Annotated in this window: 10 protein-coding genes; 3 read left to right on the top strand and 7 right to left on the bottom strand. The window is 63.9% G+C overall.

Features of this window, described 5'->3' with window-relative positions:
- Positions 1 to 275: 275 nt before the first annotated feature.
- From BUS42_RS30860 to BUS42_RS30870, 3 genes are all read left to right on the top strand, one after another.
- Positions 276 to 3,101 carry a PSD1 and planctomycete cytochrome C domain-containing protein gene (locus tag BUS42_RS30860; protein WP_074313498.1) on the top strand — a complete coding sequence of 942 codons (2,826 nt, stop codon included), beginning with the start codon at positions 276 to 278 and terminating at the stop codon, positions 3,099 to 3,101.
- An 89-nt stretch (positions 3,102 to 3,190) separates the two neighbouring features.
- The gene (locus BUS42_RS30865; protein WP_074313500.1) at positions 3,191 to 4,609 is read left to right on the top strand and encodes a DUF1501 domain-containing protein; all 1,419 of its coding nucleotides are present in this window, start codon (positions 3,191 to 3,193) and stop codon (positions 4,607 to 4,609) included.
- A 342-nt stretch (positions 4,610 to 4,951) separates the two neighbouring features.
- Entirely contained in the window at positions 4,952 to 5,959 is a 1,008-nt protein-coding gene (locus tag BUS42_RS30870; RefSeq protein ID WP_254053901.1) for a prenyltransferase/squalene oxidase repeat-containing protein, read from the top strand.
- A gap of 151 nt (positions 5,960 to 6,110) precedes the next feature.
- Here the strand turns inward: BUS42_RS30870 and BUS42_RS30875 are convergent, their stop codons facing one another.
- The 7 genes from BUS42_RS30875 to BUS42_RS30905 form a co-directional block, all read right to left on the bottom strand.
- Entirely contained in the window at positions 6,111 to 8,486 is a 2,376-nt protein-coding gene (locus BUS42_RS30875; protein ID WP_074313502.1) for a serine hydrolase, read from the bottom strand.
- A 180-nt stretch (positions 8,487 to 8,666) separates the two neighbouring features.
- Positions 8,667 to 9,425 carry a 4'-phosphopantetheinyl transferase family protein gene (locus BUS42_RS30880; RefSeq protein WP_074313504.1) on the bottom strand — a complete coding sequence of 253 codons (759 nt, stop codon included), beginning with the start codon at positions 9,423 to 9,425 and terminating at the stop codon, positions 8,667 to 8,669.
- The gene (locus BUS42_RS30885) at positions 9,422 to 10,192 is read right to left on the bottom strand and encodes a thioesterase II family protein (RefSeq protein WP_074313506.1); all 771 of its coding nucleotides are present in this window, start codon (positions 10,190 to 10,192) and stop codon (positions 9,422 to 9,424) included. The genes BUS42_RS30880 and BUS42_RS30885 overlap by 4 nt, the downstream gene beginning before the upstream one ends.
- A gap of 253 nt (positions 10,193 to 10,445) precedes the next feature.
- A complete protein-coding gene (locus tag BUS42_RS30890) occupies positions 10,446 to 10,835 on the bottom strand; it encodes a response regulator (RefSeq protein ID WP_074313508.1) in 390 nt (129 codons plus the stop codon).
- Positions 10,836 to 10,962: 127 nt separating this feature from the next.
- Positions 10,963 to 11,916 (bottom strand): sugar phosphate isomerase/epimerase family protein, encoded by a 954-nt coding sequence (locus tag BUS42_RS30895; protein ID WP_074313510.1) that lies wholly within the window; start codon positions 11,914 to 11,916, stop codon positions 10,963 to 10,965.
- 112 nt (positions 11,917 to 12,028) lie between these two features.
- The gene (locus BUS42_RS30900) at positions 12,029 to 13,264 is read right to left on the bottom strand and encodes a Gfo/Idh/MocA family protein (RefSeq protein ID WP_074313512.1); all 1,236 of its coding nucleotides are present in this window, start codon (positions 13,262 to 13,264) and stop codon (positions 12,029 to 12,031) included.
- Between the two features lie 285 nt (positions 13,265 to 13,549).
- Complete coding sequence (locus tag BUS42_RS30905; protein ID WP_074313514.1) at positions 13,550 to 14,905, bottom strand: GH1 family beta-glucosidase; 1,356 nt, start codon at positions 14,903 to 14,905, stop codon at positions 13,550 to 13,552.
- Positions 14,906 to 14,983: the final 78 nt, after the last annotated feature.

The raw sequence follows: 14,983 nt of genomic DNA on the forward strand, positions 1-14,983 counted from the left end.
GGACGTTTCCAGTGGTTTACTTTCGGGGGGGGGCACAGGCCAAGCGGACGTGGGCAATTCGCGGGGAAACCGCTGGAAACAGGAAGTCGCCACGCGGTTGAATATTTTGTTGGCAAGTCAGCGTGGCATCGGGTATAGAAAATGCTTGGAACCGCCGAATTTAAAGGTGAGCGCCTCTCCAAAAAAATGTCATGAGGCTTTCACCTCTGCCTGATTCTGCCCCGCCTTCTTGATTGAAGTCCTCGGCCAAGCCTGATGCCCGGAGGAACTTTCCCGTGAGCCGGAACCCTCTTTTCCTCTCGTGGGTTGTTGTGATCGGAGGGTTACTCCCCTCGGCGAGCGCTCCGGGTGCCGAGGAGCCGAAGCTCGACCTCGCGCAGGTCGAGGATTTCGAAATGAATGTGCGGCCGGTCTTGGTGACCAAATGCGTGGGCTGCCACGGCCCCGACAAGCAGAAAGGGGGACTCCGACTCGACTCGCGGACCTCCATGATGCAAGGGGGAGACTCCGGGCCGGCCATCGCGCCCGGGGCTCCGGATCAGAGTCGGTTGGTCGAGGCCATTCGCTACGGTGACGACCTTCAGATGCCCCCGAAGGGGAAGCTGAAAGAGACAGAGATCAACGCCCTGACGCGTTGGGTCAAGGCCGGCGCTCACTGGCCCGAGTCCCGGTCGGAGTCGGCCGCCACCGCCCCTGCCCCATCATCGTCCGCGGCGACGACTCTGATTTCCGCGCAGGACCGGGCGTTCTGGGCGTTCCGGCCGGTCACTGTGCCTCCGACTCCGCACGTCAAGGATAAAAGCTGGCCCCGGTCGCCGATCGATGAGTTCGTGCTCAACAAGCTCGATGCGGCCGGGTTGAAGCCGGTCGCGGCTGCCGATAAACGGACCTTGATTCGACGCGCGACGTTCGACCTGATCGGGCTGCCACCGACCGTTGAGGAGGTTGAGGCCTTTCTGCGCGACGACTCGCCCGAAGCGTTTGCTCGGGTGGTCGACCGCCTGCTTGCCTCGCCCCATTACGGCGAGCGCTGGGGGCGTCACTGGCTCGACGTCGCGCGGTATGGCGAGGACCAGGCGCATACGTTCGAAGCCCGGCTCTATCCGAGTGGATTCCGGTATCGCGACTGGGTCGTCAAGTCACTCAACGACGACAAGCCATACGACCAATTCGTCATGGAGCAGATCGCCGGCGACTTGCTCGACGGGCCCAATCGCGACGATCGGCTCGCTGCCCTCGGCTTCTTCGCCCTCGGGCCGGTCTATTACGGCAAAGCGGTTTACGACGAGCTCGATGACCGCGTCGATACGCTCAGCCGCGGCTTCCTCGGCCTGACGGTCGCCTGCGCCCGCTGCCACGACCACAAGTTCGACCCGATCCCCCAACGCGACTATTACGCCCTGGCCGGGATCTTCGCGAGCAGTCAGTACAAGGAGTATCCCCAGGCCTCTGCCGAGGTCATCGCCCACTATGACCAGGCCCAGGCCGCGATCAAGGCCAAGACCGACGAGATCGCTTCGTTCCAGCGCTCGGAATCCGCGCGGCTGAGCGAGGCGCTCATCTCTCAGACGGCGCGGTATATGGTCGCTTCCTGGAAGCTCATGAACCGGCGGAAGGTCGAGCCGAAGCTCCAGACCTCCGACGTGGCCAAGGCGGAACAGGTCGAGCCGTTCTTCCTCGACCGCTGGGTGAAGTACCTCTGGCCCGAGCCGGCCGTCGAGCGTCCTTACCTGGCGCATTGGCTCAAGGTTGTCGCCGCTCAGGACAAGGCGGTTGACCTTTCCACGGACTCCGGTGCCCTGGCCCAGGTGACCGAGGAGGCGCACCGGTTCGAGACCTACCTCCAGTCGATCGTTGCGGTGAAGAAGGCGGTCGAGGCCCAGCAGAATGCCTCGAAGGCGATCGGCCTCGAGGCCAAGCCGGCCGAGTCTGTGGCGGGGGCGGGGGCGGGGGCGTCGCTCGCGGGCGTCGATAGCCAGGTCTTCGCGGAGATCGGCTCGCGTGACGGGCTCTTTGCCATTCCCAAGGACAGGGTGGATGGGCTGCTCTCCGCGGACGCGAAGGCGGCGTTGAAGACGCTCAAGTCCGAGCTGAACCGCTTGAAGAAAGAGGCGCCGCCGAAGTATGCCGTGACCCACGGGTTGGCCGAGGGGACGAGCATCGCGGACATGAAGCTCTTCCTGCGAGGGAACCCGGAAACCCCGGCGGACGATGTCCCTCGACGCTTTCTCTCGGTTCTGAGTCAGGAGAATCCCACGCCGTTCCGCCAAGGGAGTGGCCGGCTCGAACTGGCGCGGGCGATTGCCAGCCCGGCCAATCCGTTGACGGCTCGGGTGATGGTCAACCGGATCTGGGAGCACCACTTTGGCCGGGGCCTGGTCGGCACGCCCAGCAACTTCGGGCATATGGGGGAGCGGCCGACCCATCCCGAATTGCTCGACCATCTCGCGAGCCGGTTCATCGCGCTCGGATGGTCGATCAAGGCGTTGCATCGCGAGATCATGGGATCGGCGACTTATCAACTGAGTGGTCAGTACGACGCGCGGAACAACGAGGTCGATCCGGACAATCACCTGCTCTGGAAGATGAATCGGCGCCGGCTCGAGGTCGAAGCCTGGCGCGACGCGATGCTCGCGGTATCCGGCACGCTCGACCCCACCCTCGGCGGCCCCTCGATCGCGTTGACTTCCTCCGAAAACAAGCGGAGGACGTTCTACGCCTCGATCAGCCGCCATAGCCTGGATGGCCTGCTCCGGCTCTTCGATTTCCCCGACCCGAACATCACGAGCGACAAGCGGACCGTGACCGCGGTCCCGCTCCAGCAACTCTTCGTGCTCAACAGCACCTTCATGGAACACCAGGCCAAGGCCCTGGCCGCGCGGTTGCACGCGGTCCCGGACATGTCGCTTGCCGATCGGATCAAGCAGGCGTTCCTGGTGCTCTACGCCCGTCCCGCGAGCGAACGCGAAGTGCAATGGGCGTTGGAGTTCCTGGGAAGCGATGAGACGAAGCCCGATGGACAAGGTGGGGGCGCGCTCTCGAAGTGGGAGGAATACGCCCAGGTCCTGCTGGGAACCAACGAATTTACGTTCGTGGATTAATCAGCCGGGAGAATCCTCGCGAGCGGATTCTCGGATCGTCGGGCGGCGTGCGAAACAAGTTCGAAGTCTGAGGCGACGGAGATATGGACATGCGAAACCAGGGGGGCGATCCGTCTTTCTCGCGCCGGGACATGCTTCGGAAGATGGGAGGGGGCTTTGGCGCCCTCGGCCTGGCGAGCGTGCTGGCCGGCGAGGGGAGCGTCCTGAGCCGTGTCGTGGCCGACGAGCCAGCGGCCAATCCGCTGGCGCCGCGGTTGCCGCACTTCGCGCCCAAGGCGAAGCGGGTCATCTTCCTGTTCATGAACGGCGGCCCGTCGCACGTCGACACGTTCGATCCCAAGCCGCAACTGACCAGGTTTCATGGCGACAAGCCGGCGAATCAAGGAATCAAGACGGGCCGGAAGGGGGGCGGAACCCTGATGGGGTCCCCCTTCTCGTTTCAGAAGTACGGCCAGAGCGGGATCGAGGTCAGCGAACTCTACCCAAATGTTGGCAAGCAGATCGACGACATCTGCGTGATCCGCTCGATGCGGACCGACGTGCCCAACCACGAACCGGCCCTCTTGATGATGAACTCCGGGCAGATTCAGCCCACCCGGCCGAGCATGGGGTCGTGGCTGACTTACGGGTTGGGGACCGAGAACCAGAACCTCCCCGGCTTCGTCGTGCTCTGCCCCGGTAAACCGGTCGTGGGGCCGCAGCTCTGGAGCAACAGCTTCTTGCCCGGGATCTTCCAGGGAACGCACATCAATAATGCGTCCCTCGACCCCAAGGCGGTTATCCCGAACGTGCGGAACCGCAACCTCACCCGGTCCGCCCAGCGCAGTCAGCTCGACCTCCTGGCGAAGATGAACGGCGAGCATCTCGAAGGACGCGGCCGCGACCCGCAGCTCGAAGCCCGCATCGAGTCGTTGGAGATGGCCTTCCGGATGCAGTTCGAGGCGCAGGACGCGTTCGACATCAGCCAGGAATCGGCCGCGACTCGTGCCTTGTACGGCAAGGGTGAATTCGCCGACGCCTGCCTGATCGCGCGCCGGCTCGCCGAGCGGGGCGTGCGGATCAGTCAGATCTACTACGGCAACGGCCAGCCCTGGGACGATCACGCCGACATCCTGAACCACCGCAACCACGCCGCCAACAGCGACCAGCCGATCGCCGCTCTCTTGATCGACCTGAAGTCGCGGGGCCTGCTCGAGGACACGCTCGTCGTCTGGGGTGGAGAGTTTGGCCGGACCCCCACCTCCGAGGGCTCCAAAGGACGCGACCACCATAGCCTTGGCTTCACCATGTGGCTGGCCGGCGGCGGCGTGAAAGGGGGCCATGTCCACGGCGCCACCGACGAACTCGGCTTCGTGGCCATTGAGGATAAGGTCCACGTCCACGACCTCCATGCCACGATCCTCCACCTCCTCGGGATGGATCACGAACGGCTCACCTACCGCTATAGCGGCCGCGACTTCCGGCTCACCGACGTTCATGGTGAAGTTGTTCATGGCATTATTGCTTGAATTTGTTGGTTTGAATTGAGCCCCATCGGGGCAGCCCAAGGAAGCCCAGGGCAACGCCCTGGGGACTTGGTCGAAATGATCAGCAGCCCTGAAAGGGCGACCTAAAGGGTTATGGCTACAAGGCTAATGTCGCAAGGTGATGGCTCGGATTAGGTCGCCCTTTTAGGGGTGATGAGTGTAAATATGTCGATTTCCCGGGGCGTTGCCCCGGGCTTCCTTAGGCCGCCCCGTTGGGGCTAATACCGGCCAACGCGTGCGCCGCTCGACGGTCAACCGCTGTAAGGAAGAATCGTGACCCGTAGCGTAGTGAGTCACCGTGAGTCCGGGCGCGTGGAGAGACGGATGCTTCGACGATACGCCCGTGGTGGAGACTTGCGCGGAAAGACTACGTGGGGGATCGTCTGGTTCACGATCGCAACGTCGCAATACGTTGGCCCCGTGGTCGTTCGGGCGGCGGATCACGCGAACGAGGAACGTGTCGAACGCCGGGTATTGTCCTTCCTGGCGACGGAAGTGCCTCAATGGTTCCGGGAGAATCATTGCTACTCGTGTCATAACAATGGCGATGCCGCGCGTGCGTTGTTCGCCGCGAAAAAGCTGGGCGTCAGCCTGCCTGAGGACGCTCTTCGCGACACGATTGCGTTTCTCGAGCGACCGGAGCGCTGGGACAAGAATGGGGTCGACGCCGCGTTCAGCGACAAGCGCCTGGCGCGGCTCCAGTTCGCCAATGCGCTGGCGGCGGCCGTCGACGCCAACGCGATCGGGGATCGATCGGTGCTCCTGAATGCGGCGGCCCGTCTGGTGGTTGACCAGGCGCCAGACGGCTCGTGGAACATTGATGAAGTGGCCTTGATCGGTTCGCCCGCCACCTACGGCGCACCGCTCGCAACCGCCCTGGCGCGCCGGACCCTTCTCACCGCCGATGCCGATCGGTTCGCGGGACCGATACGTCAGGCGGGGCGTTGGCTTCAAGCTCGGCCCGTGCGAAACACCCTGGATGTTGCCGCGATCTTGATCGGGTTGAAACCGACCGAGGTGCCGTCCGACCTGCGGGTGCGCTGTCTCGACCTGATTCGAAAGGGCCGGTCGACGGACGGAGGATGGGGCCCGTTCCCGACCTCCCCTCCCGAGGCGTTCGATACCGCGATCACCCTGCTCGCCCTCAGCCGCTGGCCCGCTCCGCCTCCAGAGGTGGCTTCCTTCATCCAAGGGGGGCGGAGTTACCTTGTCGCCAATCAAGCCGAGGACGGGAGCTGGCCCGAAACCACCCGTCCAACCGGTGGCGAGAGCTACGCCCAACGCCTTTCGACCACCGGTTGGGTTGCTCTGGCTCTGCTCGCCACGGATTGAAGCGGGGCGTTTGCTGCCCCGAAGGGATAGCCTTTTCTCGTCAATTATGAAAATGGCGACGTGTTTTGGATCCCGAAAGGCGACCGCCCGAGCCAGGCCCTGGCTCTTGGCGGTCGCCCCTTCGGGACGGCTTGGATGATGGTTTCGACGCTTAATCCTTGACCGGCGACGGCCCCTTCTCGATTTCCTCGAACGGGATGTTCAGGATCGGGTAGGCGCTCCAATCCTTGTGGTCGAAGTGCCACCACTCGTTGATGTTGACGGTGAATCCTTCCTTTTCCATGGCGTGGCGGAGCAACTCGCGGTGCCAGTGCTGGAGGGAGGTTCCGCCGGGATAGTCGGGATAGGAGCGCTGGGAGAATTCGTCATAGCCGCCGACCATCGGCACTGGCTTACCGGTGGCGATTTCGTAGAGGGTCAGGTCGATCGCGGAGCCGCGGTTGTGTCTCGATCCCTTGGCCGGGTTCGCGACGAAGATCTTGCTCGGTCCGGGCGTTGCGTCCCAAAACATCTTGGTGACGTACCAGGGGCGGTACGAGTCGTGGATCAGGATCCCGTACCCGAGCGGTTTGAGCGCCTGGTGAACTTTTTTGAGGGCCTCGGCGACCGGCCGTTGCATGAACGAGCGGGCCGAGGAATAGAGGGGAGTTCCCATAAAGTTATTCGCGGATGCGTAGCGGATGTCAAGCTTGATCGACGGCTCGATCGTGGTGATGTCGACCAGGTCCGGGGCGCGGAACTCGTCGGCCTCGCGCGGCGGCTGCGCGGCGAGGGCTTCCACCCGCAGGTCGGCGACCGGCCGGAGAGGCTGGATCCGGAAGGTGGCGCCATCCTCTCCATCAATGGGCCGACGCACGAACCGGACTTCGGCCGCCACCACGTCTTTGACGCGACCGTTCTCATCTCGACTGAACTTCAAGCTTTCACCGTCGTAGAGCCCACGGGGAGGAAACCGGAAGTGATCGGGGGAGACCTCTTCGAGGGGGTACGAGAAGAACCACTCGATCAGAGCGTGGAGCTTACCGTCGTTCTCATAGATAAACAGGACGTTATGATCCCAACCGTATTCGCCGATCAGGCCCGCCCAGCGCTCGGGTGAGGGCTCGGGTTTGGCCACCGCCACGCGAGTCAGAGGGGTGCCATCGACGATGAGTTGATCCCCCTTATGCTCGACCTTGGACCCATAATCGAGCAGGTCGTCGACGATGAGTTGATCCCCCGACTTGCGAAGTTCGGCCCGCGCCCCTCCATCCCGAGGAGTCAGGTAGAGCTTGCCGTTGCGGGCGAGCAAGTCGACCGCTTGATCGCCACCGGCGTATCGTCCTTCGAGGCTCAGGGCGAGTTCCGGAGGCACGGGGGAACTGGACTCAAGCGCGGGTAAGGGCTTGCTCGCGCGCACCGCGAGCATCAGCCTTAAGGCGGTGTCGGCAATCCGTTTGGTCAGGGCGTTGGCACAGTCTCGGTTCGCGATCACGACGACGCCCAGCTTCTCGTCGGGGAGCGCACCCACCTCGGTGGCGAAGCCATAAACCGCGCCGCCGTGTCCGATCCGGCGGTGTCCATCGATATCGGCGAGCGCGAAGCCAAACCCGAATTTCGACTTGTCGCCGGCCTTCGAGAACTGCGGCTCGATCATTTGCCGGAGCGTTTCAGGCTTGAGGATCGTGGCCCCGTCCGGCCCTTTGCCATCGGCGAAGAGCGTGCTGAGGAATCGGCCGAGGTCGAGGACGTTCGAATAGAGGTTGCCGGCCGGTGCCGTGCCCAGGGCGAACGTCGGCGCGGCGAACGAGCGGCCGTCGAACGTCGCCATCGCTCCCTTGGCCAGGTACGGCTTCATCGCGGGAGTCGGCGCGAACCGGGTCCGATCGAGCCGGAGCGGGCCGAAGAGCCGGCGCTCCATGGCTTGCGAGAAGGGCTCGCCGCCTACGCGCTCGAGCACCAAGCCGACCACCGCGATGCCCGCATTGGAGTATTTGGTTTTGAACTCGGGTGCATAGACCAGCGCTGTGTCGTTTAGGCTTTTCACCGTCGCGTCGAGCGAGGGCTCGGTCGGGTCGAAATAGTGGCCGACCGGAGATTCGCGGACGAGTCCCGAGCGATGGGACATGAGTTGCCGGAGCGTGATCGGCTTCCCCTTGGTCTGCTTGGGCGCGAACCCGGGCAAGGAGTCGGACACGGGGGCGTCAAGGTCGAGCAACCCCTGTTCGACGAGTTGCATCACCGCGATATCGGTGAAGAGCTTGGAGACCGAGCCGACGCGGTAGACCGTCTCGGCCGAGGCGGGGACGCGTCGGCGCGGATCGGCGAAGCCGAAGCCCCGGGCCCAGGCGACCTGCTGGTCGTCGATCAAGGCGATCGAGAGGCCCGGGATCTCCTTCTGATCGATCTCCGAACTGATCCAACTCTCGAGTTTCTTGGCGACTTCCGCGTACGGTTCTCGAGGCGGGACGGTGGCGTCGGCCATCGTCGCACGCGGGATCAGCGTCGTGAGGACCAAGAGGGTCAACGCAGCGATGGCGCGGATCACAACACACTCCGTTTCCAGTCGAAGCCGAGCCCGACGAATCCGGACGGGATCCGCTCGAGCGACTCTTCGGATTCAAGCCTCGGACGTCGAGCAGGTCCGAGGTGCGCGTTCTCCCAAGGACAAGATCGTCGCCGAAGACTGCGATCGAGGCAATGATCGTGCGGGTCAGGCCACCTGGTTTCAAGCCGACAGGCCTGGCCAGGTTCGTACTCGGACCCGGCAGCCTTCGCCCGCGACGGCGAGGGCACCGACGTAACCGGGGCCGGGGTGAAGCTCGTGCAGCGACCAGCGGGCCGCCTCGTCGCGATTGTCGTGCGTGACCAGCACCGCGGCCGGCGCTCCCGGGGCGAGTGAGACCTCGAACGAGTCGAGCGGGAGTGCGAGGCCCTTCCCTTGTGCCTTGATGTACGCTTCCTTCCGGGTCCAGCACGTGAAAAAAGCCTGGATTCGCTCCTCGGCCGGCAACGAGCGGATCGCAGCCAGCTCGGCGGGGGCAAAGAACCGCGCGGCGATCGCGTCGGCGGCGAAGTCGGGGCGGATCGTTTCGAGGTCGATGCCCAGTTCCCGTTCGCGCGCGAACCCGAAAAGGGCGATCTCGCCGGAATGCGAGATGTTGAACCTCACGAGGTCGGGCTCATGGGCGTCGGCCAGGGCCGGTTTGCCGTGGGCATTATAAGAGAATTGAACATGCGAGGGCTCGATCCGCAGGTAACGGCCGAGCAGAACTCGTAGGAGACCCCGCGCGACGGTGAAGTGGCGCCGACCTTTTTCAAACGAGTAGCGATCGGCCCGCTTTCGCTCGGGTTCGTCGAGCAAGGTCCGGAACTGCGCGATCTCATGCTCGGCTTGCTCGAGCGAGGCCATCCAGACATGGACGTCATCGGGGCCAAGCGTCTCGACACTGTCGCCCGGTCTGAACGAGTAGGAGGCTGTCGTCATGCGGGAAGCCCCTGAAGTGGCGTCAGGGCCCGGCTCAACACCGCCAGCAGTTCCGCCGTGGCCGTCTGGAGGAAAAAGTGGCTTCCTGGAAAATGTTCAGATTTGAACGTTTCGCTTGTCTGAAGTCGCCAGCCTTCCAGTTCTTCCTGATCGACCCAAGGGTCGGTGCGCCCCCCCAGGGCAAGAATGGGGAGAGGTAACGGGGGTTCAGTCGTATAGATATACGTTGCGTTGACCGCAAGGTCGGCGCGGATGATCGGCGAGAACAGGCTCATCAATTCGTTGTGATCGAGGAGCGCTTGCGGGGTTCCATCCAGCAGCCGAAGCTCTTTGCGGAACTCCGGCTCGGGGAGGGTGTGGATCGGCCGGCGACGCGGGCGAAGTTGTGGAGCGATGCGACCGGAGGCGATCAAAAGCTGGGGACTCGGCAGGTTTCGCCGTCGCAATTCTCGGGTCAGCTCGAAGGCGACCAGGGCGCCCATGCTGTGCCCGAAGAGGGCGAATGGCTGATCGAGGTCGGCGGCGAGGGCCTCGACGAGGTCGTCAATGAGCGGGCCGATGAGCTGATGGATCGGCTCGCGGATTCTGGTCTCGCGACCTGGAAGCTGGATGGCGCAGAGCTCGACCCCCTCGGGGAGCTGGTCCGGCCAGAGCCGGAAGAGGGATGCGCCACCCCCCGCGAACGGGAAGCAAAAGAGCCGGAAATTCGCCAGTCGATTTGGCTTGGGCCGGACCAGCCAAGGATTCGTCGCACGATTCGTCTGCATGGACCTCTGTCTCGTCAGTGAGCATTCTCATAAGCGACTGCGGTTGACCGTCGAGTGGCGCATGCTCTCGCCGGTTTCAGCCCCAACCGGGCGGCCCAAGGCAGCCCGGGGCAACGTCCGGGAAATCAACATGTCCCGCTCCCAGAACCCTGTAAGGGCGGTCTGGGGGGCTGGGGGCCACCCGAACGTAAACCGCTGGAGTTCGCTTCGGTGGGGCGCACATCGAACCTGCCCGAACTGAGCTCGGTTCCGCTCAGTCCTTCTCGGTCCGAACCAGGCTGGCTCCGATTCGGGACACGGTCTTCGGGTCGTTCATGCCCGACTTGCCGAACCCAGGAAGCGCACCGAGGGCAACCGCCTCCTCCTGGGCTTTGGCCAGGTCGCTCACGAGCATGGTGGGCGTGCCTGCCAGTTCCGGGTCGGCCTTCACGGTCTGGATCAATTCAAGGCCGAGCGATCCGTCAAGGTCCGTAACCCGGTTGACCAGCAGCAGGTCGTAACCCCCTGCGCGGAGTTCGCTGAGCGCGTCTTCAAACGTGTCGGCGGCCGTGATCTGGGCGTTCAGTCGACCGGCTAAGGCCCGGGTCAGGCTTCCGTGGTCGAACCCACATTGACCGACACTGAGGATCCGAGGAACGGCCATCGAAGGGCTCCGCTTTATCAATAATGGGGTTCAAGCACAAAAGGGACGGTGGCAGCACGTCCACTTTAGCGTGCGGCAAACCCGAAGCTCAAGTCACGAAGTCTCGCCTTGCGGACTCGTCGAGCGCTCAAGCGAGCCCGTTTCGCACGGCTTCACGCATTTTTTCCAGACCGGTGCGTGCCACGAGCAACGGATCTTGTTTCCAGTACTCGCGGTTGAACAGCTCGAGCGAGAGCATCCCGCGGTAGCCGACGGCTTTGAGCGTCTGGAAGACCGCGCCCAGCGGAGCGACGCCGTCTCCCGGATAGATCCGATGGGCGTCGGTGATGGTGTCGCGCGAGGGCGAGTCCGGGTAGTCGTTGAGGTGGAACACGTGGAACGCCTGCCCGGAGAGGAGCTTCAAGCCCTCGAAGCTCGAACCCCCTTTGTGGAGATGGTAGACGTCGGGCAGGATGCAGGCCTTGGGGTGTCCCGAGTCCATGGCCACCAGCGCCGCCTCGCTGAGTCGGCCGAGCGTCTTGGAGAAGCCCCAGACCTCAACCTGAGGCACGACACCGATCGAGTCGCCCAGTTCCAGGAGGGTCCGATAGCGGTCGGCGACCCGCCTGAGGTCGAGGTCGGAACGATCGGTCGCCCCGAGCGGCGGAGCGGCGATCCGGTGCCCCCCGATGCTGAGGACCAGCTCCATGTTTCTCTTGGCTTCCTCGAGGCCCTTGCGACGTCGCCCGTCGTCATCCACGGCCCACTCGAAGAAGCCGATCGCGTCCTCGACGCTCAACCCCTGGTCGGCGATCCGTTTGCCCAGATCCTTGAGCGAGCCGCCCGCGTTTGCATACTGATCGAGCTCCCGGATCCAGGGCTCGATCCCCTGATAGCCGGCCTTTCCGACGATGTCAACCACGTCCGGAATCGCGAGCTTTTGACCTTGGATCGTGCTGGTGTTGAAGCAAAATCCAAACGGCGAATCGGCTCGGTCGTCGGCCGCCTCGGCCTTGCCGCCCCCCAGCGCACCGAGCGTCAGTCCGGCTCCGAGCCCGGCTGGTACGGTCGACAACCATCCACGACGCGACAGCTCACTCATCGGCGTTCTCATCCTCTGGGCCGTGATTAATGCGGGGCGGGAAGATGCGACCTCGATCCCCTTGCGAATCGAGAGTCGCCTTATATGATTCAGTTCTGATGCGATCTGAGCGTCAGGCGGAAGTCCAGGTGGCGAGTTGGCCGCTCCGGTAAGCGCGGTTGCCGAGATGGGCCGCCGAGGCGGCGCTGACGCCTGCTTCAGCCGGGCAATGGGGACGTTGCCGGCTCCGGACGCAATCGATCCAGTTGGTCAGGTGAAGCAGCTCGCCATCGGGCTTGTCGTAGAAGTCGCGGCCGCGGTGAGGGTCGGTGCCCAGGATCCACTCCTCGGGCTTCCCTTTGCCTCCTTCGGGATGGATCTCGTAGCGTCCACGGTCGATGTAGAGGGTCCCGTCGGTCCCCATGAATTCGATCATGGCGCCGTTGCGGGCGTTCGAGAACGTGCCTTCGAAATAGGCCTGAATTTCGTTGGGGTAGTGGAGCAAGCACTGGATCGTATCCGGGGTCTCCCAGACCCCTTTGCTGGCGAGCTGGTCGCCGATCGCCGCGGCTTGCTCGGGGTGATCGAGGTCGAGGAACCAGTGGGCCACGTCGATCCAGTGCACCATCAGGTCAGTCAGTAGTCCGCCGCCGAAATTCCAGAACCAGCGCCAGTTCCGGAAGCGATACTCGTCGAACGGCTGTTCGGGAGCCGAGCCGAGAAAGGCTTTCCAGTCGACCTGTTTCGGATCGACGCCGAGCGGACCCTTCAGCATCCGGCTCCGCGTGTTGCGATTCCAGGTCAGGTGGACCTTGAAGATCCGGCCGATCCGCCCTTGGTCGACCAGTTCCTTGGCCTTCATGATGTGGGGCATACTGCGCTGTTGGGTGCCGATCTGAACGATCTTGCGGGTCTCGTTCTGGGCCTTGATGACGGCGGCCCCTTCGGCCAGGTCGTGCGTCAGCGGCTTCTCGACGTAGACGTCCTTCCCCGCTTTGCAGGCGTCGATGGTCATTGGCACATGCCAGTGATCGGGGCTGCCGATCAGAACGGCGTCGATGTCTTTGCGATCGAGGAGCTCGCGATAGGCCCGGCTGACGTGGGCCTTGGAGTCGGCGAGCTTTCGGCCTTCTTCCAGGTGCGGTTCGTAAATGTCGCAGACCGCGGCGATCCGGACGTTGGGGATGTTGGCCAGCGACTTCATCAAGGTCCGGCACCGCCCGCCCGTGCCGATGCAGGCGACCTCGATCGTGTCGTTTGCCGCGTAGCCACGCGTGGTCTCGAGCCCCGTCGCTGCCGCGAGCAACGCCCCCGCGCCGACCTGCCCCATTGTCTCCAGGAACTCTCGCCGCGACTTGCTTGCGCGCATTCGATCGTATCCTTCAGAAAATAAAGGGTCGCGTCCGCGACCGGAGCGGTCGATTCTATGAAGCTGGCGTCGATCAGCCTTAGTATCGCAAGCGAGGGCGTACGCACAAGGCCCTGGCGTCATGGAGTGGGCCCCGATTGCTTTCGCTCGCCTCTGGCTCGCGAATAAGGACGGCGAGCTTACGCTCCCTGTTTTTCGAGCCTTCGCGTATGGCTGTGTCAAACCCAGGGGCTTACGCTCGCCGCTCAGCGAATACTCGAAACGGCGATGGATTGGCGACCAGGGTCAGAGGAGCCGGTTTTCCCGGATGACCTGCGAGTACCAATGAGCGCTCAGCTTCGGAGTGCGCTTCTGTGTGGCGAAGTCGACGTGGACGATTCCGAATCGCTTGGCGTAGCCTTCGGCCCACTCAAAATTATCGAGAAGTGACCATGCGAAATAGCCGCGCACGTCGTAGCCTTCGCGGACGGCTCGGTGGAGCTCGACCAGGTAACTCCGCATCACTTCGCGACGGTCGAGGTCGATGACCTCACCATCGGCATTGATCGTGTCGGCCAGCGCGGCGCCATGCTCGGTGATGTAGAACGAGGGGACGCCAAAAACCTCGGCGGCGTGACGAACTCCCCAGTAAAGCACTTGGGGCGTGAGGTTCAGCCAGGGAAGATCCCCTTGGGGAAACTGCCGAGGAAAGGCCAGTCGTTCGGTGAGGCCGTTCCGACCCGCTCGCACGAAGTCGCCCGAGTACAGGTTGAGCCCGAGGAAGTCCATCGGCTGGGCGATCCCGGCGAGGTCGCCCACTTCCACTTGCGGCGCGTCGGCTCCCGCCGCGGAGAGGAAGTCCTCCGGGTAGCGTCCTCGGAAGAGCGGTCCCATGAGCTGGCCGTTCGAACGCTCATACTCCGCGCGTGCCGCCGCGATGTGTTCGTCCGTCTCGATCACGGGGATTTGGGGCGGTGGCAGATGGTTATGGACGAGTCCGACCCGCGCGCCGGAGCCACCGTGTGAGCGCACGGCCGAGACCGCATAGCCGTGAGCGAGCAAGGCATGATGATAGCCTTGGTTGACCGCTCGCGCGGATTCGGTGCGGCCGGGCGCGAACTCCCCTTCCAAATAGCCCTTGCCGATGAAGCAAGGGATCTCGTTGAGCGTAAACCAGTTCTTGACGCGGTCACCCAGACGCTTGACCACGGTCTCGGCATACGGTCGAAACGCTTCCGCCGTGGATCGGACGAGCCAGCCGCCGCGATCTTCGAGCGCCTGCGGCAGGTCCCAGTGGAAGAGGGTGACCCAGGGGGTGATTCCGGCCGCGAGCAGGGAGTCGATCAGCCGGTCATAGAAGTCGAGCCCGCGCGGATTGACCGGGCCGTCACCCGAGGGAAAGATTCGAGGCCATGCGATCGAGAGCCGGTAATTGCGGATCGCGAGGTCCGCCATCAAGGCGGCGTCTGCTTCGTAGCGGTGATAATGGTCGCAGGCGGTTGCGGGGGTGTCACCGTTGGCGATGTGGCCACGGGTGGCCGCAAACCGGTCCCAGATCGACTCCCCTTTACCATCCTCGCGGGCCGCCCCTTCGATTTGCGCTGAGGCGGCCGCCGCGCCCCAGACGAAGTCTTCGGGAAACCGATAAGATGGCGTCGTCATGAGTGGGGTCCTGACACAGACAAACAAGTTGCCGAGGGCTCGGCACGGTCGGCCGCGTACTCATCGGTATCGTAGTCG

It is taken from the genome of Singulisphaera sp. GP187 (genome assembly GCF_900129635.1).
GTDB lineage: Bacteria > Planctomycetota > Planctomycetia > Isosphaerales > Isosphaeraceae > Singulisphaera.

Bases quoted from the DNA above. Each gene is read 5' to 3' on its own strand.
- BUS42_RS30905 (WP_074313514.1), bottom strand. From the start codon at position 14,905: ATGACGACGCCATCTTATCGGTTTCCCGAAGACTTCGTCTGGGGCGCG.
- BUS42_RS30895 (WP_074313510.1), bottom strand. From the start codon at position 11,916: ATGAGTGAGCTGTCGCGTCGTGGATGGTTGTCGACCGTACCAGCCGGG.
- BUS42_RS30865 (WP_074313500.1), top strand. From the start codon at position 3,191: ATGCGAAACCAGGGGGGCGATCCGTCTTTCTCGCGCCGGGACATGCTT.
- BUS42_RS30890 (WP_074313508.1), bottom strand. From the start codon at position 10,835: ATGGCCGTTCCTCGGATCCTCAGTGTCGGTCAATGTGGGTTCGACCAC.
- BUS42_RS30870 (WP_254053901.1), top strand. From the start codon at position 4,952: ATGCTTCGACGATACGCCCGTGGTGGAGACTTGCGCGGAAAGACTACG.
- BUS42_RS30900 (WP_074313512.1), bottom strand. From the start codon at position 13,264: ATGCGCGCAAGCAAGTCGCGGCGAGAGTTCCTGGAGACAATGGGGCAG.
- BUS42_RS30880 (WP_074313504.1), bottom strand. From the start codon at position 9,425: ATGACGACAGCCTCCTACTCGTTCAGACCGGGCGACAGTGTCGAGACG.
- BUS42_RS30885 (WP_074313506.1), bottom strand. From the start codon at position 10,192: ATGCAGACGAATCGTGCGACGAATCCTTGGCTGGTCCGGCCCAAGCCA.